Here is a 22,100-nt window from a genome sequence, read left to right on the forward strand (position 1 = left end):
AACGATGATCCCTTTTAATGCGCCACCGATTGCGGGTACTGAAATTGATTTCATGCGCGAGGCGATGAACAGCGGCAAACTGTGTGGCGATGGCGGATTCACCCTGCGTTGCCAGAAGTGGTTTGAACTACGTTTTAACTGCCCGAAAGTGTTGCTGACGCCTTCCTGTACCGCTTCTCTGGAGATGGCGGCATTATTGCTCGACATCCAGCCCGGTGACGAAGTGATTATGCCGAGCTTCACCTTTGTCTCGACCGCTAATGCGTTCGTTTTGCGCGGTGCGAAGATCGTGTTTGTGGATGTCCGCCCGGATACCATGAATATTGATGAAACCCTGATTGAAGCGGCTATCACGGAAAGAACGAAAGTGATTGTCCCGGTGCATTACGCGGGCGTGGCCTGTGAAATGGACACCATTATGGCGCTCGCCGAAAAACATCATCTGTTTGTGGTGGAAGATGCGGCGCAGGGCGTGATGTCGACTTACAAAGGCAAAGCGCTGGGCACTATAGGTCATATCGGCTGTTTCAGTTTTCACGAAACCAAGAATTACACGGCGGGCGGCGAAGGCGGGGCAACGCTGATTAATGATCCGGCCCTGATTGACCGTGCTGAAATCATTCGCGAAAAAGGCACTAACCGCAGCCAGTTCTTCCGTGGTCAGGTGGATAAATACACCTGGCGTGATATCGGTTCCAGTTATCTGATGTCCGATTTACAGGCCGCGTATCTGTGGGGAAATCTCGATGCCGCTGAAAAGATTAACCAGCGCCGTCTGAGCATCTGGAATGAGTATTACGAAGCGTTGCAGGATCTGGCCGATGCCGGCCGCATTCAGTTGCCTTCGGTTCCACAAGATTGTGTGCAAAACGCCCATATGTTCTATGTGCGCCTGAACGATATCGACGACCGCGATGCCTTTATTCGTCACATGAAAGCGGCCGATATTCTCACCGTATTCCATTACATCCCGCTGCATGCTTGTCCGGCGGGCGAAAATTTTGGTCGTTTCGCGGGTGTCGATCGTTTCACGACAAAAGAGAGTGAGCGGCTGGTGCGTTTACCGTTGTTTTACAACATGACCGATGACACGCAGCGCGTCGTGATTGCGGCCATGCTGCAATATTTCGCCTGATATGTCGCTGGCAAAAGCATCAGTCTGGACCGCCGGTTCTACGCTGATTAAAATTGGTGCCGGGCTGCTGGTAGTGAAACTGCTGGCGGTGGCTTTCGGACCTGATGGTGTCGGGCAGGCGGGGAATTTCCGCCAGCTGGTGACCGTGCTGGGCGTGCTTTCCGGTGCCGGAATTTTCAACGGCGTTACCAAATACGTCGCCGAACATCATGAAAACCCGGAGCGACTCAAAGCCGTTCTCGGCACGTCTTCCACGCTGATTTTAGGTTTCTCGACGCTGCTGGCCGCCATCTTTTTGCTGGCCGCCGGGCCCATCAGTGTCGGGTTGTTCGGGCACGACCGCTATCAGTCCGTTGTCCGGGCCGTGGCCTTTATCCAGATGGGCATTGCTTACGCCAACTACTTTCAGGCCATCCTGAAAGGTTATCGTGATGCGATGGGTAATGCGTTGGCCGTAATTGGCGGCAGTCTGATTGGTTTACTGGCCTATCTGTTGTGTTTCAAACTGGGTGGCTATGAAGGCGCGCTGGCCGGGCTGGCGCTGGTGCCTGCACTGGTAATACTCCCTGCGGGTGGCATGGTGTGGCGACGAAAATCCTTTCCGCTGGCCTACTTAAAACCGGGCTGGGATCGCTTTATCGCCAGTCATTTGGGGAAATTTACCCTGATGGCGCTGATCACGTCTGTTACGTTGCCCGTGGCGTATGTGATGATGCGAAATCTGCTGGCGGAGCATTACAGCTGGAAGGATGTGGGGATCTGGCAGGGTGTCAGCAGCATTTCCGATGCCTATTTGCAGTTCATTACCGCCTCTTTCAGCGTGTATCTGTTACCGACGTTATCGCGCCTGACCGATAAGCGCGATGTCACTCGCGAGATTGTGAAATCGCTGAAATTCGTTTTGCCTGCGGTGGCGGCGGTCAGTTTTACCGTCTGGCTGTTGCGCGACTTTGCTATCTGGCTGCTGTTTTCAAAACAATTTATCGCGATGCGCGATTTGTTTGCGTGGCAGCTGGTCGGCGATGTACTGAAAGTCGGCTCGTATGTTTTTGGCTATCTGGTGATTGCGAGAGCGTCTCTGCGCTTTTACGTGCTGACTGAAATCAGCCAGTTTGCGTTACTGACGGGTTTTTCACATTGGTTGATCCCGATACGGGGTTCTCTTGGCGCCGCGCAAGCGTATATGGCGACGTATGTCGTTTATTTCGCCCTGTGCTGTACCGTATTTGTTATTTATCGTAGACGAGCATGACAACGCTGATTCACGTTTTGGGATCTGACATTCCCCACCATAATGTCACCGTGCTGCGCTTTTTTAATGATGTTCTGGCCGAATGTGCGCCTGAAAAGCTGATTTATCATTTTATGGTGGCGGCAGCGGATGCATCAGCATTTGCTGAATTCACTCGTCTGGATATTCGTGTTTATCCGGACAAAAAATCGCTGGCCGATGCGGTTATTTCCCGCGCCCAGGATCGCACACATCACTTCTTCTTCCATGGTCAGTTCAACCCGACGCTCTGGCTGGCGCTGCTGACCGGCAAAATTAAGTCGCAACAGGCCAGCTGGCACATCTGGGGTGCCGATCTTTATGAATCGGCAGGTGGTCTGAAATTCCGTCTGTTCTATCTGATGCGTCGTCTGGCACAGGGACGTATCGGCCATGTTTTCGCTACCCGCGGCGATCTGATTTATTTCCATCAGCGACATCCGCGTGTACCGTCCTCATTACTGTATTTTCCGACGCGCATGGATCCGTCACTGACGCTTCCAGCCGGTCAGCCTGAACCGGCAGGGCCGATGACGGTGCTGGTCGGCAATTCCGGTGACCGCACTAACCGACATATTGAAGCGCTGCGTTCGTTGCATCAGCAGTTTGGTGCGGATATCCGGGTGATTATCCCGATGGGGTATCCGGCCAATAATCATGCGTACATCGACCAGGTGCACAGTGAAGCGTTGAAACTGTTTGCGCCCGAAAACGTTGAAGTGATGACTGGCTCGATGCCTTTTGCTGATTATCTTGATGTGCTGCGCCGTTGCTCGCTGGGGTATTTTATTTTCGACCGCCAGCAGGGTATCGGGACGCAGTGTTTGCTCATTCAGTTCGGCGTGCCGTTTGTGGTCAGCCGTCAGAACCCGTTCTGGCAGGATTTGGCGGAGCAAAATCTGCCGGTACTGTTTTATGGTGATGCGCTGGATGCCAGAACCGTGGCCGAAGCACGCCGTCAGTTGCTGAACACGGATCGGGAGAATATCGCCTTCTTCAACCCGAATTACATCGCGGGCTGGCAACAGGCATTACTGCTGGCGGCAGGAGAAACATCATGACAATGGCACAGCTTGACGGCCTGTCGGTCGTTTATGCGTTCTCGCTGCTGTTCATTCTGACGCTGACTTATAAAGAATTCCGCCGCGTACGTTTTAACTTCAACGTCCTGTTTTCGCTGTTGTATCTGCTGACATTTTATTTTGGTTTTCCGCTGACCTGTCTGCTGGTTTTCCAGTTCGATGTCAACGTCGTACCGGTTGAAAACCTGTTACAGGCGATGCTGGCCGCAACCTGTTTTTACGGTATTTATTATGTCAGCTATAAAACGCGGCTCAGGGCGAAGCGTGAAGGCCCGTCCCGCCCGCTGTTTACGATGAACCGTGTCGAAACCCATCTGACCTGGTTTTTGCTGGCGCTTATCGCTGTGGTGACCGTTTCCATCTTCTTTATGCATAACGGTTTTTTGCTGTTTAAGCTCAAGTCGTACAGCCAGATTTTTTCCAGTGATGTGTCCGGGGTTGCGCTTAAACGCTTCTTCTATTTCTTCCTGCCAGCGATGCTGGTGGTGTTCTTCCTCAAACCCAATCCGCAGCGCTGGCTGTTTTTCCTGGTGAGTACCGTCGCATTTGGCCTGCTGACGTACATCATCGTCGGCGGGACGCGCGCGAATATTATCATCGCGTTCGCACTGTTTTTGTTTATCGGCATTGTACGCGGCTGGATTAGTTTGTGGATGCTGGCGGCGGCGGGCGTACTGGGTATCGTCGGTATGTTCTGGCTGGCACTTAAACGCTACGGATTGAATGTCAGCGGCCCTGAGGCGATCTACACGTTCCTTTATCTGACGCGTGATACATTTTCGCCATGGGAAAATCTGGGGCTGTTGCTGCAAAATTACGACAAAATTAGTTTTCAGGGGCTGGCGCCTATTGTCCGTGATTTCTACGTCTTTATCCCCAGCTGGCTGTGGCATGACCGTCCGGGCGTAGTGCTCAACACGGCCAACTATTTCACCTGGGATGTGCTCGACAACCATTCCGGTCTGGCCATTTCGCCGACGTTAATTGGCTCACTGGTCGTGATGGGCGGCGTTTGGTTTATCCCGCTTGGCGCAGTGGCTGTGGGCATGATCATTAAATGGTTCGACTGGCTTTATGAAAAAGGCAAAGCCGACACCAACCTTTATAAGGCTGCCATTTTGCAAAGTTTTTGCTTTGGTGCTGTGTTCAATATGATCGTACTTGCCCGCGAAGGCGTGGATTCCTTTTTCTCGCGGGTGGTGTTTTTCTGTATCGTATTCGGCGCCTGCCTGATTGTCGCAAAACTGTTGTACTGGATGTTTGACGCCGCCGGGCTGATACGTGCCAAAATGCCGGTCAGGAAAAACCTCATGGAGCCTTTGGCAGTAAGGAAGATGGATGAATTTGGAGAATAAAATCCCGCAATACGACATCCGTGGGATCCGCCTTTGGGGCTTTCGCAATATGGCGCATTTTCTCGATTATCTTTTTGCCGGTCATCAGGTGAAAAACGGTTCGCTGGTGGCGATAAATGCAGAGAAAGTGCTGACGGTCGAAAGCAATCCTGAAATGCGTACGCTGATCGAGCACGCGGAATTTAAGTACCCTGACGGGATCAGCATTGTGCGGGCTATACGGCGTAAATACCCGCAGTCACGCGTCTCGCGTATCGCGGGTGCTGACCTCTGGGAAGGGCTGATGGAGCGCGCAGGCCGTGAAGGAACACCGGTCTTTCTGATAGGCGGTAAGCCGGAAGTACTGGCGCAGACAGAAGAAAAGCTGCGCGCGAAGTGGAACGTCAATATTGTCGGTAGCCAGAATGGTTATTTTGTGCCGGAACAGCGCGAGGCATTGTTCGAAAGGGTGAAAAGCAGCGGCGCGGCTATCGTGACCGTGGCAATGGGTTCACCAAAACAGGAAATCCTGATGCGCGATTGCCGCCTTGTGCATCCTGATGCGCTTTATATGGGCATCGGCGGAACCTATGACGTCTTTACCGGACATGTTAAACGTGCGCCTAAAATCTGGCAAAATCTGGGGCTGGAATGGCTCTACCGGTTGATTTTACAGCCGAGCCGTTTACGTCGTCAGCTCAAACTGCTTAAATTTATCCGTTATTACTACACCGGTCGTCTGTAATACTTGCGCCGTGGCTGATCTTCAGCGCGGCGTTTTACCTCTCATTTCACTCCATCGTTTACTGTCGTTTTCACCCTGACATGTCTACCCGTGCGGATCTTTCTCAATTGTGATTTGCAACTCATGCTGAAATGCGGAACCATAGCGCCGTTTTTCCGCCCTATATGGGCATCATCACAAATAAAAATAACATTTCGGTCATTCCGGAAGGCAAACACAATTAAAGAGAAACTGAGGAACTATGGCGAATCAAGAGGAAAAGGGTGGGCTACACCGGGGGCTTGAAGCGAGACATATTGAGCTGATAGCGCTCGGCGGCACCATCGGGGTTGGATTATTTATGGGCGCGGCCAGTACCCTGAAATGGGCCGGGCCGTCAGTATTGCTGGCCTATATTCTGGCGGGCGTGTTCGTCTTCTTTATCATGCGCTCGATGGGCGAGATGCTGCATCTGGAGCCCGTTGCCGGTTCGTTCGCCGTCTACGCCCATAAATATCTTGGGCCATATTACGGCTACCTGACCGCATGGAGTTACTGGTTTATGTGGATAGCAGTGGGGATTTCTGAAATCACCGCTATCGGAGTATACGCCCAATACTGGTTCCCGGATTTACCACAGTGGATCCCCGCGCTGATGGCTGTGGCGATTGTAGCCGCCGCGAACCTTGCCGCCGTTAAACTGTATGGCGAAATGGAGTTCTGGTTTGCGCTGATCAAAATCACCACCATCATTGTGATGATCGTGGTGGGGCTGGCGGTAATCTTCTTCGGCTTTGGCAATCACGGCGAAGCGGTCGGTTTTGCCAATCTGACCGCGCACGGTGGTTTCTTCGCAGGCGGCTGGAAAGGTTTCCTGTTTGCGCTGTGTATCGTTGTGGCGTCCTATCAGGGCGTGGAACTGGTGGGGATTACCGCCGGTGAAGCGAAGAATCCGCAGGTTACGCTCAAACGCGCTATCAACAATATCCTGTGGCGTATCCTGATTTTCTACGTCGGTGCGATTTTCGTCATCATCACCATTTTCCCATGGAACGAAATGGGCACACACGGCAGCCCGTTTGTCCTGACATTCGCGAAGATTGGCATTGCTTCGGCGGCTGGCATTATCAACTTCGTAGTGCTGACGGCGGCGTTGTCCGGCTGTAACAGCGGTATGTACAGCTGCGGACGTATGCTTTATGCACTGTCGAAGAATCGGCAGTTGCCTGCGTTTCTGAGCAATGTCTCGAAAAGTGGTGTGCCGGTTTACGGTATTGCCATCACCATTTTGTGTCTGCTGGTCGGTTCGTGCCTGAACTACATCATCCCGAATCCTGAGAAAGTGTTCGTGTATGTCTACAGCGCCAGCGTACTGCCGGGCATGGTGCCGTGGTTTGTGGTGCTGATCAGCCAGTTACGTTTCCGTGATGCACATAAAGAGAAACTGAAAAACCATCCGTTTAAATCGGTTCTCTTCCCTTATACCAACTACCTGACGCTGATTTTCCTGGCATGCGTGCTGGTCGGTATGGCGATTAATCCGGATACGCGGGTTTCTTTACTGGTCGGCGGTATTTTTATCGCGGCAGTCTCGCTGATATACTTCGGTCTCGGCATGCATAAGCGCGCTGCGCTGACGGCAGAAAAAGCAAAATAACGTCGTAAGTCACGGGTGGGGAAGGCGAGATGCTTACTTTTACTGCGTATTGGATAAAGCGTAATCAAACGCAATATTTCTGATAAAAAGCACTAGACAGCTAGGCGTTAAAACCGTAGTATCCCCACCCGCAACGGCGCTAAGCGCCCGTAGCTCAGCTGGATAGAGCGCTGCCCTCCGGAGGCAGAGGTCTCAGGTTCGAATCCTGTCGGGCGCACCATTTAGTATGCGCTAGAGTTGCGGTGGAATGTTGAAGTCAGACAATTCACGTTAGTTAGAGATATGGTGGCTATAGCTCAGTTGGTAGAGCCCTGGATTGTGATTCCAGTTGTCGTGGGTTCGAGTCCCATTAGCCACCCCACTCTAAAAATGATTTTGTGATTGTGACATGCGATGGTGGCGGAATTGGTAGACGCGCTAGCTTCAGGTGTTAGTGTCCTTCGGATGTGAGGGTTCGAGTCCCTCCCTTCGCACCACACACAAAATACATTTAAATGATGCAGTTAGCGTCAAGAAGTAGTAAGATGCACGAGATCGGCGAGTAGCGCAGCTTGGTAGCGCAACTGGTTTGGGACCAGTGGGTCGGAGGTTCGAATCCTCTCTCGCCGACCACATTCAAAGAAACCTGCTTTTTTTAAAGCAGGTTTTTTTTCGTCTGGAGTTTCTCAACTCACCCTGTTGTTTATCTGCGACATTCCGCTGTATGCCTGTCTCTTGCAGGAGACACTTATCTTATTGATAAATAAAGCTTCACATAAGCTGACATTCACACGTCGCTCACTGGCGACAGAATGGCGGTTTAACGGGCAGTCCCTGGCTTTCCAAAAATTGACTGCTGAAAGTTAGTGAAAATAAAGTTGTTAATTATCAGTTAAATAAAAAATTTTAAACAGACTCTTGCCATACTGGCACGCGTCCTGCAATATTCCCGCCGTAGATGCTCATTCCACCTATTATGTTTGCTCCGGCTTCATAAACCTGGGAATGATGCAGAGCCAATTTACAGTGCCTATTGTCATCCTGACCGATAACGCGCAAGCGCTATCATCCAGAAGGCAAAACGTTGAGTGAGGCACTAAATCTGTTGTCCTAGACCTGATTGTTTTTAGACACTTGTCTTCCAGACAAGTGTTTTTTTGTCTGAAATTTACGACCGACATAAAAAAGGCTCCCGAAGGAGCCTTTTACAGACAGCAAGGTTATTACTGTTGCTGCGAATTATTCAGGGTCAGCATCAGCCCTTCACGGCGCATCTCCGCTGCTTCTGCCGGTTTATGCAGCTTGTCCAGCGCATCAGCCAGCCAGGCGTAATCATACGCGTCAGGACGCTGTTTCAGCGCCTCACGGAAGGCTTCGCTCGCCTGTTGCCATTCACCGTGTTTCATCAGCAACTGGCCCAGGGTGCTGCTCAGCAGCGGCGTTGTGCCATTCTGTTTGATCAACTGACGCAGTGTTTTTTCCAGTTGCTCAGGATTACCCGAACGCAGCTTCGGCATTAGCGCGACCAGCCGATCGTCGTACTGGCGTTTCAGCCCGTCGAGGATCACTTCCTGTGCCAGATCCTGATCGTTGCATTCAATCAGATGCGTTGCCATTGCGACCTGCAGGGCCACTTCATGACGGGTTTTACGGCTCTGATCTTTCCACCAGCGCTTCAGGCCTTCGCTGCCTTCTTCAGCCATCAGCTGATTCATCATGCCGATATAAGCCTGCTCCTGAAGCATCCGGATTTCATCGTCGGTATGAATATCGGCTTTCGCCATCGACGGTAAAATCTCCAGCAGTGAACCGTAAGCGCCGGTCAGAAGATAAGCCTGCTCTGCCAGACGTAAAACTTCCGGATGACGTGGCGACTGACCCAGCAAACGGTCAACGCCATGGCGTGCTGCGTGAACTTCACCTCTGGCCAGCTGGATACGTACGCGGGTGATATCGACCGGCATCTGGTCGATATCAGCGATTTCTGCCGCCCGCTCCAGATACTGATTGGTGCGGATATCGTCGCCGCGCTGCTGCGCCGCTTCCGCTGCCAGTAAATAGTTCACCACCGGCTGTTCGGCGTGATCAGCATTGCGCGCCAGCAATTTCTCCATCTGACGATGATCGCCTTCCGCCAGCTTGAGCATAGCTGCGTGAGTTTGCTTACGCGCTTTAGAGCTTTTGCGCCCGGCAAACCAGCCGCGGGTACGGGCACCGGTACGCAGAACGCGGCGCAGGATCCATTCAATCAAGAACAGCACCACAATCAGCACGATCAGCATGATGACTAAACCGGTGACGCTGGTTTCAATATTGTAATTGTCGGTTTGGATCAGGACATAGCCCTGATGGCCGGCCAGAATCGGGCCGACAATAATCCCGGCAAACACAATCAGGAACAACACGAAAACTCGTAACATGTGTTATTCCCCCTGCGTGGCGGCGGCGGGCTGCTGAAGCAGGTTACGCACGCGGGTCTGCATCAGTTTTTCCAGCATCGGCTGGCTTTTCAGCTCCTCCGGCACGTCCATCGAAACAGATTGCTGGCTGAGATTGTCCAGTTCTTCAAGAAACGCTTTGGTCGAAGGATCGGACGTATCAAAGTAGGCGCGAACCCAGGTTGAGACGCTTTCCAGCGACTGTTTGTAGACTTCATCCTGATGACGCGGAACGGCTTGTGCGGCAATCAGCAGACGCGAGCGAATATTCTCGCGCAGGTACACATCCTGATTCGGTGCCAGGAGCGGTTCTGCGCTGCTATCACGGCGGCGAATGGTGATGAAGTCATCCATAAAGTTGTGCCAGCTTTTGGTCAGGTTCTGACGCCATTCGGTCAGAGAGCTGGACAAGCTGGAACTGTCATTGTCCATCGGGGAATCGTCAGTATCATTGTCGGCCAGACGCAGGTTATCCACCTGATTCGATAGCTGATTCAGCTTGAGAATGATGCCGTCGAAATCTACCTGCGCAACGGCAGAAAGGCTGCCCACGTCTTCGTTCAGCGCACGGCGCACGTCAATCAGGCTCGGATCGTTCATGTCGGCCAGGCTGGCATCTGCGCTTTTCAGCAGTGCGGCAGCGGTGGTGACATCCTGATCGCTCCACAATTTGCGGCCAGCGAGTTTCACCAGATAATCGGCCTGCGCCAGTAACCAGGTTTTGGCATCGCTGCCGGAAATGCTGGCGACTTTGTCTTGTAGCTCATTTAGCTGACGACCAAAGGAAGCCTGCTGACGATCGGCCTCTTGCCGGGTTTTTTGCTGCTGAGCGAGCAGATCAGCGATTTGTTGTTTGTCCTGCTGCTGGGTTTTTTGCAGCGCATCGAGTTGTTCAGAAAGCGCTTCATCTGAGGCAACCTGCGCCAGCGACTGCTGGTGGCCGTGATAATAGAGACCGGCACCAAGCGCGATCACCAATACAATTGCTACAGCACCCAGTACCGGCGCGGTGCGTTGCTTTTTCTGCAACGTTTTCAGCGTCTTGTCCAGGTCGGAAGCGTCTGGCTGGGGGCTCTCAACCGCTGGGGAGACAACAACATTCTCATCCGGCGCGGAAGGATTTTTTTGTTCCGTCATTTTGGCACATCCCTTAGTCAGGTAGTTGTAATGCGCGGATCAGCGCATCATTGTCTGCATTCTCAGCAACCCGAATTGCGCTCCAGCCAAGCTGGCGTGCAAGGGCTGCCAAACGTTCACTGACCACCACCAGATTACAGCGCAGTAACCATGAATTTCGGTAGTAATCAGGAACTAACTGGTACAACTGTTGCAGCATTTCTCCGCTGGTCACGACCAGCGTATCAACTCCGGCCCGTTGCCAGAGTGCACTCTGTTCACTGGCATCGTAGTAAACCGGGCTGCGCTGATAACATTCGCAGTAAGTGACATCGACACCGCGTTCTGTCAGCGTTTCGGCTAACAGCTCCCGTCCGCCATTACCGCGCAATATCAGCGCTTTTTTACCCTGTATGCGTTGCAATGCCGGAAGATTCAATAGCGTCTCGCTGGTTTCGCCATCCTGAGGATAGAGAACCGGCAGACTGCTGACCCGGTGGAAAATCAGGCCAGTGGTGCGACCAATGGCAAAATAATTCACGGTGTCCGGCCAGTTTGTGGCGGACTGGCGCAAAGCCCGGTCAGCGTAACTGACGGCATGTTGCGAGAGCACGAACACCAGATCTTGCTGATTTAATGAGGATAGCAGGTTCGGAAGCGATGCGAGCTGGTTCCCCGGTGCAAAATCAATCAGCGGGGAATGGAAGGCAACCCGCCCCAGAGCGCGCAGCCGGCTAACCAGTGCTTCTCCTGCCGGAGAGGGGCGGGTGACCAGAATGGTCATTTAGGCACGTTCCCCTGATAGACCTCATGCAGGATTTCGCGCGCGCCGTTGGCGAGCAGCTCTTCTGCCAGGTCGACACCCATGCGGTGAGCGTTAGCGGCCGGACCGCGACGTTCTCCACACACCATCTGGCTGCCATCCGGTGCGCCGACCAACGCACGAAGCCAGAGCTCGTCACCTTCCAGCTCGGCATAGCTGCCGATTGGCACCTGACATCCCCCTTCAAGACGCATATTCATTGCCCGTTCAGCTTGCACACGTAACGTGGTTTCACGGTGCGCCAGTGGCGCCAGCAAGTCGCGGGTAGTTTGATCGTCAAGGCGGCATTCGATGCCGACGGCACCTTGTCCTACAGCGGGCAGACACTCTTCCGGTGTCAGCGCGTAAGTGATGCGGTTTTCCAGACCCAGACGTTTCAGGCCAGCGACAGCCAGAATAATGGCATCGTATTCACCGTTATCGAGTTTGGATAAGCGGGTGCCCACATTGCCGCGCAGATCACGGATCACCAGATCAGGACGTTTCTGACGCAACTGACACTGACGGCGCAGGCTCGATGTTCCGACAATACTGCCTTGTGGCAAATCCGCCAGACTGGCGTACTGATTGGAGACGAAAGCATCACGCGGGTCTTCGCGTTCACAAATAGTGACCAGTCCCAGACCTTCCGGGAACTCTACCGGCACGTCTTTCATGGAATGCACGGCGATATCCGCACGGCCATCGAGCATCGCCAGTTCAAGCTCTTTGACGAACAAACCTTTGCCACCCACTTTGGCCAGCGGGGTATCTAAAATGATATCGCCTTTAGTCACCATTGGAACCAGTTCCACCTGCAAACCGGGGTGACAGGCCATCAGCCGGCTTTGAACATATTGTGCCTGCCACAAAGCCAGCGGGCTCTGGCGGGTGGCAATTCGAATGATTTTGTCTACCATGTTTGTTACCGTTTAACTGTCTCTGTGCCCATCCTACCACTGACAATAGAAAGCTGTCAGCGTAAGAAGCCATTCGTAAAAGAAGGTTAACGGGTGTTGAAGAGATTTGTTCCGTTTCGGAACAGACGGTAAAATCCAGAGAAGCGGAAGAGTAATTGTGGTGCGTTACTTTCTTTACGGTCAAACAGCAAGGTGTTAAATTGATCACGTTTCCAGCAATTATTCGTCAACTATTTGCACAATCGCGGTTGTTCAAAGCATAAGCATCACGATAAATGACGGATTTGGAACGGGGTTCTTTCCAGACACATAATCAGGCGAAACGTCTTGTACCTCTACATCGAGACATTGAAGCAAAGATTGGATGCGATCAATCAGTTACGAGTAGATCGCGCACTGGCAGCAATGGGTCCTGCGTTTCAACAGGTCTACCAGCTGCTTCCTGTCTTTTTACATCAACATCACCCTCTGATGCCGGGATACCTTGAAGGTAAGGTTCCGCATGGTATCTGTGTTTTCACGCCTGATGAATCCCAACAAACCTACCTGACTGACCTTGAAGATAAATGGGGCAGCGCGCTAGAACCTCTTGTGAAAGGTGAATTGCCGATCACTGGCGTGTATTCCATGGGCAGCACCTCTTCCATTGGCCAGAGTCAAAGCTCTGATCTGGATATCTGGGTCTGCCATCAGTCCTGGCTCGATAACGAAGAGCGTAACCGCTTACAGCAAAAATGCAGCCTGTTAGAAAAATGGGCGGCCTCGCTGGGCGTAGAAGTCAGCTTCTTCCTGATCGACGAAAACCGCTTCCGCCACAATGAAAGTGGCAGCCTGGGTGGTGAAGACTGTGGTTCAACGCAGCACATCTTATTGCTCGACGAGTTCTACCGTACCGCCGTCCGTCTGGCCGGTAAGCGTATTCTATGGAATATGGTGCCGGGTGAAGAAGAAGCGCATTACGACGAATATGTGCTTTCGCTGTATGCGCAGGGCGCGCTGACGCCAAACGAATGGCTCGATCTCGGTGGCCTCAGTACGCTGTCAGCGGAGGAGTATTTCGGCGCGAGTTTGTGGCAGTTGTATAAAAGTATCGATTCTCCTTATAAAGCGGTGCTCAAAACGTTGCTGCTGGAAACATACTCCTGGGAATACCCTAAAACGCAATTGCTGGCGATGGATATTAAACAACGCCTGCATCAGGGTGAGATCGTCTGCTTCGGGCTTGATTCCTATTGTATGATGCTCGACCGCGTGACCCGTTATCTCACCCAGATTGAAGATTTCACCCGCCTTGATTTAGTCCGCCGTTGTTTCTATTTAAAAGTCTGCGAAAAACTCTCCCGTGCACGGGCATCGGTTGGCTGGCGTCGTGAAATTCTCAGTCAACTGGTGGCTGAATGGGGATGGGATGAAGAACGTCTGGCTATGCTGGATAACCGGGCGAACTGGAAAATCGAGCGTGTGCGCGAAGCGCATAACGAACTGCTCGATGCCATGATGCAAAGCTATCGCAACCTTATCCGCTTTGCCCGTCGCAACAATTTAAGCGTCAGTGCCAGCCCGCAGGATATCGGCGTGCTGACCCGTAAGTTGTACGCCGCGTTTGAAGCGCTGCCGGGCAAAGTCACGCTGGTGAATCCGCAGATTTCACCTGATCTGTCAGAAAGCGATTTAACCTTTATTCATGTGCCGATTGGCCGTGCGAACCGCACCGGCTGGTATCTGTATAATCAGTCGCCGTCGATGGAATCTATCGTCAGCCACCAGCCGCTGGAATATAACCGCTATCTGAATAAACTGGTGGCGTGGGCCTATTTCAACGGACTACTGACATCCACGACGCGTCTGCACATTAAAAGCGGCAGCTTGTGTGATATCGCCAAACTGCGCGAACTGGTGGCGGATGTTTCGCACAACTTCCCGCTGCGTCTGGCGGCACCGACGCCAAAAGCGTTGTACAGCCCGTGCGAAATTCGTCACTTAGCGATTATCGTTAATCTGGAACACGATCCGACCGCAGCTTTCCGCAATCAGGTGGTGCATTTTGATTTCCGTAAGCTGGATGTTTTCAGTTTCGGGCAGAATCAGCAATGCATGGTCGGCAGTATTGACCTGCTCTATCGCAACTCATGGAATGAAGTGCGTACGCTGCATTTCAGCGGTGAACAGGCGGTGCTTGAAGCGCTGAAAACTATCCTGGGCAAAATGCATCAGGATGCTGCACCGCCGGAATCGGTAGAAGTGTTCTGCTACAGTCAGCATTTACGTGGCCTTATCCGTACGCGGATTCAGCAACTGGTGTCGGAATGTATTGAGCTTCGCCTGTCGAGCAAACGACTCGAACCCGGGCGCTTCAAAGCCGTGCGTGTTGCCGGGCAAACCTGGGGACTGTTCTTTGAACGTCTCAGCGTTTCTGTGCAAAAGCTGGAGAATGCGATCGAATTCTATGGCGCGATTTCCAACAACAAACTGCACGGTTTGTCGGTGAAATTGCAGACCGATCAGGCGCATCTCCCCGCTGTGATTGACGGCTACGCCAGCGAAGGGATCATTCAGTTCTTCTTCGAAGACAGTTCGGATGACATCGGCTTTAATATCTACATTCTTGATGAATCCAACCGTGTTGAGGTCTATCACCACTGCGAAGGCAGCAAAGAGGATCTGGTGCGCGATGTCAGCCGGTTCTACTCGTCTTCCCATGACCGGTTTACCTACGGCTCAAGCTTTATTAACTTCAACCTGCCGCAGTTCTATCAAATTGTGTCGCTCGATGACCGGATTCAGGTGATCCCTTTTCGCAGCAATGCCCTCTCTGCCGCCTGCGCCACCTTGCCTGAAAGCGACGTCGAACCTTCGCGGCTGAAGCAGCAATTCCAGTTGCATTAGAAAAGGTGTCCATATCACGGACATGTGGCAGATTATCCGGCTTTCCTGCGCTTTAAACCCTGAAAATGTGCCCGGGGGTTTTGTCGATTCCTGTTGCTTTTCATGATCCACCTGCGATTATAGAGAGCTTGGTCGCATGAATTACGGGCATTCATAAAATGAAAAACGCTTTACGCTGGTCTCTGGCCGCGACAATACTCTTTTCTCTCTCCGGTTGCGGACTTAAAGGGCCGTTGTATTTCCCACCGCCGGAAAAATCAGCTACGCAAAAAACCAGCAATGTTCCGGGTACGGCGAACGATGGTTCGTCGCAGGAAAAAGGGGTATCACCAGAAAGCCTCACGACGAACTCCAGAGATTGACCAGCAAATTGTCGGGGGTTTCGTGCCATGCTGGCAGAACCCTCTTCTTAAAGGATCATCGCGACTGGATTTGACCAGCGGTAAACGGAGTCAGTTATGCAGTTCTCCAAAATGCACGGCCTGGGTAACGATTTTATGGTCGTTGATGCCGTCACTCAAAATGTCTATTTTTCTCCCGAGTTGATCCGTCGTTTGTCTGACCGTCACCGTGGCGTAGGTTTTGACCAGTTACTGGTGGTGGAACCTCCTTACGATCCCGAATTAGACTTTCATTACCGTATTTTTAACGCGGACGGCAGTGAAGTCGCGCAGTGTGGTAATGGTGCGCGCTGTTTTGCCCGCTTTGTCCGCATTAAAGGTCTGACAAACAAACGTGATATCCGCGTCAGTACGCAGACCGGCCGCATGGTGCTGACTGTCACCGAAGATGAAGAAGTGCAGGTCAACATGGGCGAGCCGGTTTTCGAGCCGCAACAGGTGCCTTTCCGTGCAGCGAAACCGGAAAAGACCTATATTCTGCGTGCAGAAGAGCGCACAGTATTTTGCGGTGTGGTGTCGATGGGAAACCCGCATTGCGTATTACAGGTGGATGATGTGCTGACAGCAGAAGTCGAGGTTCTCGGGCCGATGCTGGAAAGTCATGACCGTTTTCCTGAGCGTGTGAACGTCGGTTTCATGCAGATCCTCAGCCCGGAAAGCGTAAAATTGCGCGTGTACGAGCGCGGTGCCGGTGAAACACAGGCATGCGGAAGTGGTGCCTGCGCGGCTGTTGCGGTTGGCATTCAGCAAGGTTTACTCGCAGAAGAAGTTCAGGTGGAACTGCCGGGAGGCAGCCTCGACATTCGCTGGAAAGGGCCGGGTCATCCGCTTTATATGACCGGACCTGCCACTCATGTTTACGACGGATTTATTCATCTATGAACAATCTTGATGACCAGATTGAACCGGTAATAGCTCTCGACGATGACAGCGTGATGCAATATCTGCTGCAAAACCCGGATTTCTTTATTCGCAATGCGCGCAGCGTCGAGCAGATGCACGTACCGCATCCGGTGAAAGGCAGTATTTCGCTGGTTGAATGGCAACTCGGACGTCAGCGTCATCAGATTGCCCAGCTTGAAGAAGAAATTACCTTGCTGATGGAGCAGGCTTCGGTCAACGAAGCGTTGTTCGGGCGGATGATCGAGCTTCAGGCCACGCTCGCGGCGGCCAGCAGTTTGCAGGATATGCTTAACCGCCTGCAACGCTGGGCACGCAGTCTGGGGCTGGCGGGCGCCAATGTGCGCTTGTTCAGTGAAGGCTGGCGCATCGGCGCGCCATCAGATTTCACGCATCTTGCGGTGAGCCGCAGCGCGTTTGAATCCATGCGCATCCAGCGTCTGGGTGAAACGCCGCATTATCTCGGCGGCCTGAACGGTCCGGAATTACTGCTGTTATTGCCGCAGGCGAAAGCCGTGGGTTCCGTCGCACTGTCGCTGATGGGCGAACAGGGTGAGCTGGGCGTGCTGATTTTCAGCAGCCGTGATCCCCAGCATTATCAGCCAGGAATGGGCACGGTGCTACTCAACCAACTGGCAAAAATGTTACCTGGCCTGCTGGAACGCTGGATCGAACGCGTATGAATCACACCGAATCGCCTCTCTATCCCGCAGTCGAGGCGTTTCTGCGTTACCTGCATGTTGAACGCCAGCTCAGTCCGCTTACCACCACCAATTACAGCCGCCAGTTAGAAGCCCTGATCGCCATCTCCGGCGAGATCGGTATTTCCCACTGGCAGCAACTCGATGCGCCAAAAGTCCGCATGTTACTGGCGCGCAGTAAACGCGCCGGTTTGGGGCCATCCAGTCTGGCGCTGCGCATGTCTTCGCTGCGCAGCTTTCTTGACTGGCTGGTGCGTCAGGGCGTATTAAGCGCCAATCCTGCCAAAGGCATTTCCACGCCACGTTCACCCAAGCATTTGCCAAAAAATCTTGATGTCGATGAAGTGAATAAACTGCTGGACATCGATCTCAATGATCCGCTTTCCGTGCGTGACCGCGCGATGCTGGAAGTGATGTATGGCGGCGGGCTGCGTCTTTCGGAACTGGTGGGTATCGACTGCAAACATATCGATATGGCCTCCGGCGAAGTGCGCGTGTTGGGTAAAGGCAGCAAAGAGCGCAAAGTGCCGATCGGGCGAACGGCTGTCACCTGGCTCGAACACTGGCTGGAACGCCGCGCTGATTTTAATCCGCAGGATGACGCGATGTTTTTGTCGAGCAAAGGCAGCCGTATTTCTGCGCGCAACGTGCAAAAACGGTTTGCTGAATGGGGCGTGAAACAGGGCGTTAACAGCCATATTCATCCGCATAAACTACGACATTCTTTTGCCACGCACGTGCTGGAATCCAGCGGGGATCTGCGCGCGGTACAGGAATTGCTGGGGCACGCGAATCTGTCCACCACCCAAATCTATACCCACCTCGACTTTCAACATTTGGCGACGGTTTACGACGCCGCGCATCCCCGCGCAAAACGAGGAAAATCCTGATGAAGTTCTATCGTCCGCTGAAACGCATTGAAGCGATCACCTTCGATTTAGACGACACGCTGTATGACAATTACGACGTTATCCGCCGTACCGATACCGAAACGCTGAAATTCATGCAGGGTTTCCACCCGGCGCTGACGGATATGGCACCGGATACTGTCCGCCTGATGCGTGCAGAATTACTGGCGCAGGACGCGGAGATTTATCACGACGTCACCGAATGGCGCCGTCAGGCGGTTTTGCTGGCGATGACCCGCGCGGGTCTGAGTCGCAGTGAGGCTGAACAGGGCACCAAAGCCACAATGGAAACCTTCGCGAAGTGGCGCAGCAGGATTTATGTTCCGCAGGAAAATCACGACGCGCTGGCGGCGCTGGCCGAACGGTGGCCGCTGGTTGCTATCACCAACGGCAATGCCGATCCGCACGCCTGTGGTCTGGCACAATATTTCCAGTTTACGTTGCGGGCGGGCGATCATGGCCGTGCCAAACCTTACGCCGACATGTATAAAAAAACGTCGATGAAGCTGGATATCCCGCTGGAAAACATTCTGCATGTGGGCGATGACCTGACGACAGACGTCGCGGGCGCGGTGCGTTGCGGGATGCAATCATGCTGGATTAATTTGCGCGAAGGCGACCTGATGCACATTAACGATGCCCGTCTGTTACCGCATATTGAGATTTCGCAGTTGGCATCGCTGACAGCATTGCTATAATCCCTTCTTAAATTACTCTGTATAAATTCACAGTGGAAATGCATTCGCGGCGATAATTTTCGCGTGAGTGCTTTTCTCATCTGACAAACGGTGCCTATGGACGTTTCTGACCTGCTCGACAGCCTGAATGAAAAACAACGTGAAGCCGTGGCCGCGCCGCGCAGCAATCTGTTGGTGCTGGCCGGGGCAGGCAGTGGCAAAACCCGCGTGCTGGTTCACCGCATTGCGTGGTTGCTGGCGGTAGAAAAGTGCTCGCCGTATTCTATTATGGCCGTCACATTTACCAATAAAGCGGCGGCAGAAATGCGCCACCGTATCGACCAGCTGATCGGCACCAGTCAGGGCGGCATGTGGATTGGTACCTTCCACGGCCTCGCGCACCGTTTGCTGCGTGCACACCATTTAGACGCCAATTTGCCACAGGATTTCCAGATCCTCGACAGTGACGACCAGATACGTCTGATCAAACGCCTGATCAAAGCCCTGAACATCGATGATAAACAATGGCCCCCGCGTCAGGCGATGTGGTACATCAACGGCAAAAAAGACGAAGGTCTGCGCCCGCAGCATGTCGAAACCTACAACAATCCCGTTGAAGCGACCTGGTTACGCATTTATCAGGCCTATCAGGAAGCTTGTGACCGTGCCGGGCTGGTGGATTTTGCCGAGCTGTTGCTGCGCGCCCACGAACTCTGGCTGAACAAGCCACATATTTTGCAGCATTACCGCGAACGTTTTACCAACCTGATGGTGGACGAATTCCAGGACACCAACAGCATTCAGTACGCGTGGATCCGCCTGCTGGCAGGTGACAACAATAATGTGATGATCGTGGGTGATGATGACCAGTCGATTTACGGCTGGCGCGGTGCGCAGGTTGAAAACATCCAGCGCTTCCTGAAAGATTTCCCGAATGCACAAACCATCCGTCTGGAGCAGAACTACCGTTCAACCAGCACCATCCTGAAAGCCGCCAACTCACTGATTGAAAACAACAATGGCCGTATGGGTAAAAACCTGTGGACCGAGGACGGCGAAGGCGAACCGATTTCACTCTACTGCGCGTTCAACGAACTGGATGAATCGCGCTTTGTGGTTAACCGCATCAAAACCTGGCAGGACAACGGCGGTGCGCTGAAAGATTGCGCCATTCTTTACCGCAGCAACGCCCAGTCGCGTGTGCTGGAAGAAGCCTTATTGCAGATGGCGATGCCATACCGTATTTATGGCGGTCAGCGGTTCTTCGACCGTCAGGAAATCAAAGATGCGCTGGCGTATCTGCGATTGATGTCGAACCGCAATGACGATGCCGCTTTTGAGCGCGTGGTGAACACACCGACGCGCGGCATCGGCGACCGCACGCTGGATGTGGTGCGCCAGACAGCACGTGATCGTCAGATGACCATGTGGCAGGCCACCCGCGCGCTGTTGCAGGAAAAAGTGCTGGCAGGTCGTGCGGCATCTTCACTGCAACGCTTCACCGAACTGGTTGACGCACTGGCGCATGAAACCTCAGATATGCCGCTGCACGTGCAGACTGACCGGGTGATTAAAGATTCCGGCCTGTTCATCATGTATGAGCAGGAAAAAGGCGAAAAAGGGCAGGCGCGAATCGAAAACTTAGAGGAACTGGTGACGGCAACGCGTCAGTTCAGCTATCAGGACGAAGACGAAGACCTGATGCCGTTGCAGGCATTCCTGTCCCATGCCGCGCTGGAAGCGGGCGAAGGGCAGGCGGATGCCAATCAGGATGCGACGCAGTTAATGACACTACACTCGGCGAAAGGGCTGGAGTTCCCGCAGGTGTTTATCGTCGGCATGGAAGAGGGCATGTTCCCGAGCCAGATGTCGCTGGAAGAAGGCGGACGTCTGGAAGAAGAACGCCGTCTGGCCTATGTCGGCGTCACCCGCGCTATGCAAAAATTGACCCTGACCTACGCGGAAACCCGCCGTTTATACGGCAAAGAAGTGTCTCATCGCCCGTCACGTTTTGTCGGCGAACTGCCGGAAGATTGTGTCGAAGAAGTCAGGATGCGCGCCAGTGTGTCACGCCCGATGAGCAACCGCAGCGTCGGCACGCCAACCAGCGTCAGCGACACCGGCTTCAAACTCGGCCAGCGCGTTGTGCATCCTAAATTCGGCGAAGGTACTATCGTCAATATGGAAGGCAGCGGGGAACACAGCCGGTTGCAAGTGGCGTTCCCGGGCGAAGGGATTAAGTGGCTCGTCGCCGCCTACGCTCGCCTCGAAGCCGTCTGATTTTTAACTCCCTCCCCGGCGAAGGGGAGGGTTGGGGTGGGGTATTAAGGTCAAAAACCAACGTTTAAGCGCGCTTAATCTCCTGTTTTGTCTGTAAAACCCCCTCCCATCCTCCCCCTTCGCAGGGGGAGGAGCCGAAAGGTCAGAGGCTAAATGTTTCACCCACTTCGGCTTTCGCATACCATTCCAGCGTTTCTTTTACGCCTGCTTCGCCTTCCGGCGGGGTGCCTGGCAGATAATCCTGTTCCTGAACTGGCTGATACGCACCGTGTTTCACTTCAAAAATCACGCCGCCTTCGTCGAGAGATAGCACGCTGTGCCAGGTATTGGCCGGGATTTCCAGCAGACGGGTTTCTGCGCCGAGCCACAGGCGGTCGGTGACTTCGCCGCTGTTATCGTAAATCAGTACCAGAAAGCGACCACGCAGCGCGGTCAGCATTTCCCAGGTGTGTGGATGGCGGTGAATGCGCACATAAGTGCCGGGTTCCATGGCGATGGCCAGACGCTGAACGTCATCTTCAGGCGCCGGATGCATATTCAGATTTTGACGCAGTCGCGGTGAATGCGCCGCCTTGGTGATCAGGTCGCATAACGTATCTTGGTTTATCTGCTTAATCATTTTGGGTATCTGAAAAGTGAGGGGAGATCAGGGCATTGAGTGTAGCCAAAAAAGCACCATCCGATAAGCCGGTATGGTTATCAGGCCAGCCTGAAATTTATGCATAAATGTTGCCAGAATAGATTTGTTCGCGGTTGACAGTCTTTTTATTCCCGGCGTAACATGCGCGCACTATTATCAATGAGGAACTTCGCCTTGGACACACCCAGTAGATACTGGCTCAATAACCTGTTCATTAGGTACCACTTCTAAGGCCCTCCTCTTTGCTGAT

18 protein-coding genes and 4 tRNA genes are annotated in these 22,100 nt (G+C 53.1%); 17 read left to right on the forward strand and 5 right to left on the reverse strand.

What is annotated here, in order from left to right; genetic code table 11:
* Positions 1-4 precede the first annotated feature (4 nt).
* The 10 genes from rffA (at position 5) to EX31_RS15125 (ending at position 7,814) form a co-directional block, all read left to right on the forward strand.
* On the forward strand, positions 5-1,135 hold the full coding sequence (gene rffA / locus EX31_RS15080; protein ID WP_037035452.1) for a dTDP-4-amino-4,6-dideoxygalactose transaminase: 1,131 nt from the start codon (positions 5-7) through the stop codon (positions 1,133-1,135).
* A gap of 1 nt (position 1,136) precedes the next feature.
* Positions 1,137-2,387: a lipid III flippase WzxE gene (gene wzxE, locus EX31_RS15085; RefSeq protein ID WP_037035454.1), complete on the forward strand. Its 1,251-nt coding sequence runs from the start codon at positions 1,137-1,139 to the stop codon at positions 2,385-2,387.
* A complete protein-coding gene (locus EX31_RS15090) occupies positions 2,384-3,466 on the forward strand; it encodes a TDP-N-acetylfucosamine:lipid II N-acetylfucosaminyltransferase (RefSeq protein WP_037035456.1) in 1,083 nt (360 codons plus the stop codon). Before wzxE ends, EX31_RS15090 begins: the two co-directional genes overlap by 4 nt.
* Positions 3,463-4,842: an ECA oligosaccharide polymerase gene (wzyE, locus tag EX31_RS15095; RefSeq protein ID WP_037035457.1), complete on the forward strand. Its 1,380-nt coding sequence runs from the start codon at positions 3,463-3,465 to the stop codon at positions 4,840-4,842. The genes EX31_RS15090 and wzyE overlap by 4 nt, the downstream gene beginning before the upstream one ends.
* Complete coding sequence (wecG, locus tag EX31_RS15100) at positions 4,826-5,566, forward strand: lipopolysaccharide N-acetylmannosaminouronosyltransferase (protein WP_037035458.1); 741 nt, start codon at positions 4,826-4,828, stop codon at positions 5,564-5,566. The genes wzyE and wecG overlap by 17 nt, the downstream gene beginning before the upstream one ends.
* A gap of 241 nt (positions 5,567-5,807) precedes the next feature.
* Entirely contained in the window at positions 5,808-7,202 is a 1,395-nt protein-coding gene (locus tag EX31_RS15105) for a bifunctional threonine/serine APC transporter ThrP (RefSeq protein ID WP_013577525.1), read from the forward strand.
* Between the two features lie 143 nt (positions 7,203-7,345).
* Positions 7,346-7,422 (forward strand) — tRNA-Arg (locus EX31_RS15110).
* Positions 7,423-7,487: 65 nt separating this feature from the next.
* Positions 7,488-7,563 (forward strand) — tRNA-His (locus EX31_RS15115).
* A 29-nt stretch (positions 7,564-7,592) separates the two neighbouring features.
* Positions 7,593-7,678, forward strand: a tRNA-Leu gene (locus tag EX31_RS15120).
* Positions 7,679-7,737: 59 nt separating this feature from the next.
* Positions 7,738-7,814: transfer RNA gene (locus EX31_RS15125), tRNA-Pro, on the forward strand.
* 590 nt (positions 7,815-8,404) lie between these two features.
* Here the strand turns inward: EX31_RS15125 and hemY are convergent.
* The 4 genes from hemY to hemC are packed head-to-tail and all read right to left on the reverse strand — an operon-like array spanning position 8,405 to position 12,457.
* On the reverse strand, positions 8,405-9,601 hold the full coding sequence (gene hemY, locus EX31_RS15130) for a protoheme IX biogenesis protein HemY (protein ID WP_037035459.1): 1,197 nt from the start codon (positions 9,599-9,601) through the stop codon (positions 8,405-8,407).
* A 3-nt stretch (positions 9,602-9,604) separates the two neighbouring features.
* The gene (hemX, locus tag EX31_RS15135) at positions 9,605-10,756 is read right to left on the reverse strand and encodes a uroporphyrinogen-III C-methyltransferase (protein WP_037035460.1); all 1,152 of its coding nucleotides are present in this window, start codon (positions 10,754-10,756) and stop codon (positions 9,605-9,607) included.
* 13 nt (positions 10,757-10,769) lie between these two features.
* Complete coding sequence (hemD, locus tag EX31_RS15140) at positions 10,770-11,519, reverse strand: uroporphyrinogen-III synthase (protein ID WP_037035461.1); 750 nt, start codon at positions 11,517-11,519, stop codon at positions 10,770-10,772.
* Positions 11,516-12,457 (reverse strand): hydroxymethylbilane synthase, encoded by a 942-nt coding sequence (gene hemC / locus EX31_RS15145; protein ID WP_037035462.1) that lies wholly within the window; start codon positions 12,455-12,457, stop codon positions 11,516-11,518. The genes hemD and hemC overlap by 4 nt, the downstream gene beginning before the upstream one ends.
* A gap of 327 nt (positions 12,458-12,784) precedes the next feature.
* On the opposite strand from hemC, the gene EX31_RS15150 reads away from it, so the two are divergent.
* The 7 genes from EX31_RS15150 (at position 12,785) to uvrD (ending at position 21,210) form a co-directional block, all read left to right on the forward strand.
* Positions 12,785-15,343, forward strand: a complete 2,559-nt coding sequence (locus EX31_RS15150) for a class I adenylate cyclase (protein ID WP_013577520.1) — start codon at positions 12,785-12,787, stop codon at positions 15,341-15,343.
* A gap of 158 nt (positions 15,344-15,501) precedes the next feature.
* Entirely contained in the window at positions 15,502-15,705 is a 204-nt protein-coding gene (locus EX31_RS25380) for an LPS translocon maturation chaperone LptM (RefSeq protein WP_013577519.1), read from the forward strand.
* A gap of 96 nt (positions 15,706-15,801) precedes the next feature.
* Positions 15,802-16,626: a diaminopimelate epimerase gene (dapF, locus tag EX31_RS15155; protein ID WP_013577518.1), complete on the forward strand. Its 825-nt coding sequence runs from the start codon at positions 15,802-15,804 to the stop codon at positions 16,624-16,626.
* Positions 16,623-17,327, forward strand: a complete 705-nt coding sequence (locus EX31_RS15160; RefSeq protein ID WP_013577517.1) for a DUF484 domain-containing protein — start codon at positions 16,623-16,625, stop codon at positions 17,325-17,327. The genes dapF and EX31_RS15160 overlap by 4 nt, the downstream gene beginning before the upstream one ends.
* On the forward strand, positions 17,324-18,235 hold the full coding sequence (xerC, locus tag EX31_RS15165) for a tyrosine recombinase XerC (protein ID WP_037035463.1): 912 nt from the start codon (positions 17,324-17,326) through the stop codon (positions 18,233-18,235). The genes EX31_RS15160 and xerC overlap by 4 nt, the downstream gene beginning before the upstream one ends.
* Positions 18,235-18,951: a 5-amino-6-(5-phospho-D-ribitylamino)uracil phosphatase YigB gene (gene yigB, locus EX31_RS15170; protein ID WP_037035464.1), complete on the forward strand. Its 717-nt coding sequence runs from the start codon at positions 18,235-18,237 to the stop codon at positions 18,949-18,951. The genes xerC and yigB overlap by 1 nt, the downstream gene beginning before the upstream one ends.
* A 96-nt stretch (positions 18,952-19,047) precedes the next feature.
* On the forward strand, positions 19,048-21,210 hold the full coding sequence (gene uvrD, locus EX31_RS15175) for a DNA helicase II (protein WP_013577514.1): 2,163 nt from the start codon (positions 19,048-19,050) through the stop codon (positions 21,208-21,210).
* A 142-nt stretch (positions 21,211-21,352) separates the two neighbouring features.
* On the opposite strand, the gene EX31_RS15180 is transcribed toward uvrD, so the two are convergent.
* Positions 21,353-21,829, reverse strand: a complete 477-nt coding sequence (locus EX31_RS15180; RefSeq protein WP_037035466.1) for a WbuC family cupin fold metalloprotein — start codon at positions 21,827-21,829, stop codon at positions 21,353-21,355.
* Positions 21,830-22,100: the final 271 nt, after the last annotated feature.

The organism is Rahnella sp. WP5 (genome assembly GCF_000745615.1).
In the GTDB taxonomy this organism is placed as follows: domain Bacteria; phylum Pseudomonadota; class Gammaproteobacteria; order Enterobacterales; family Enterobacteriaceae; genus Rahnella; species Rahnella aceris.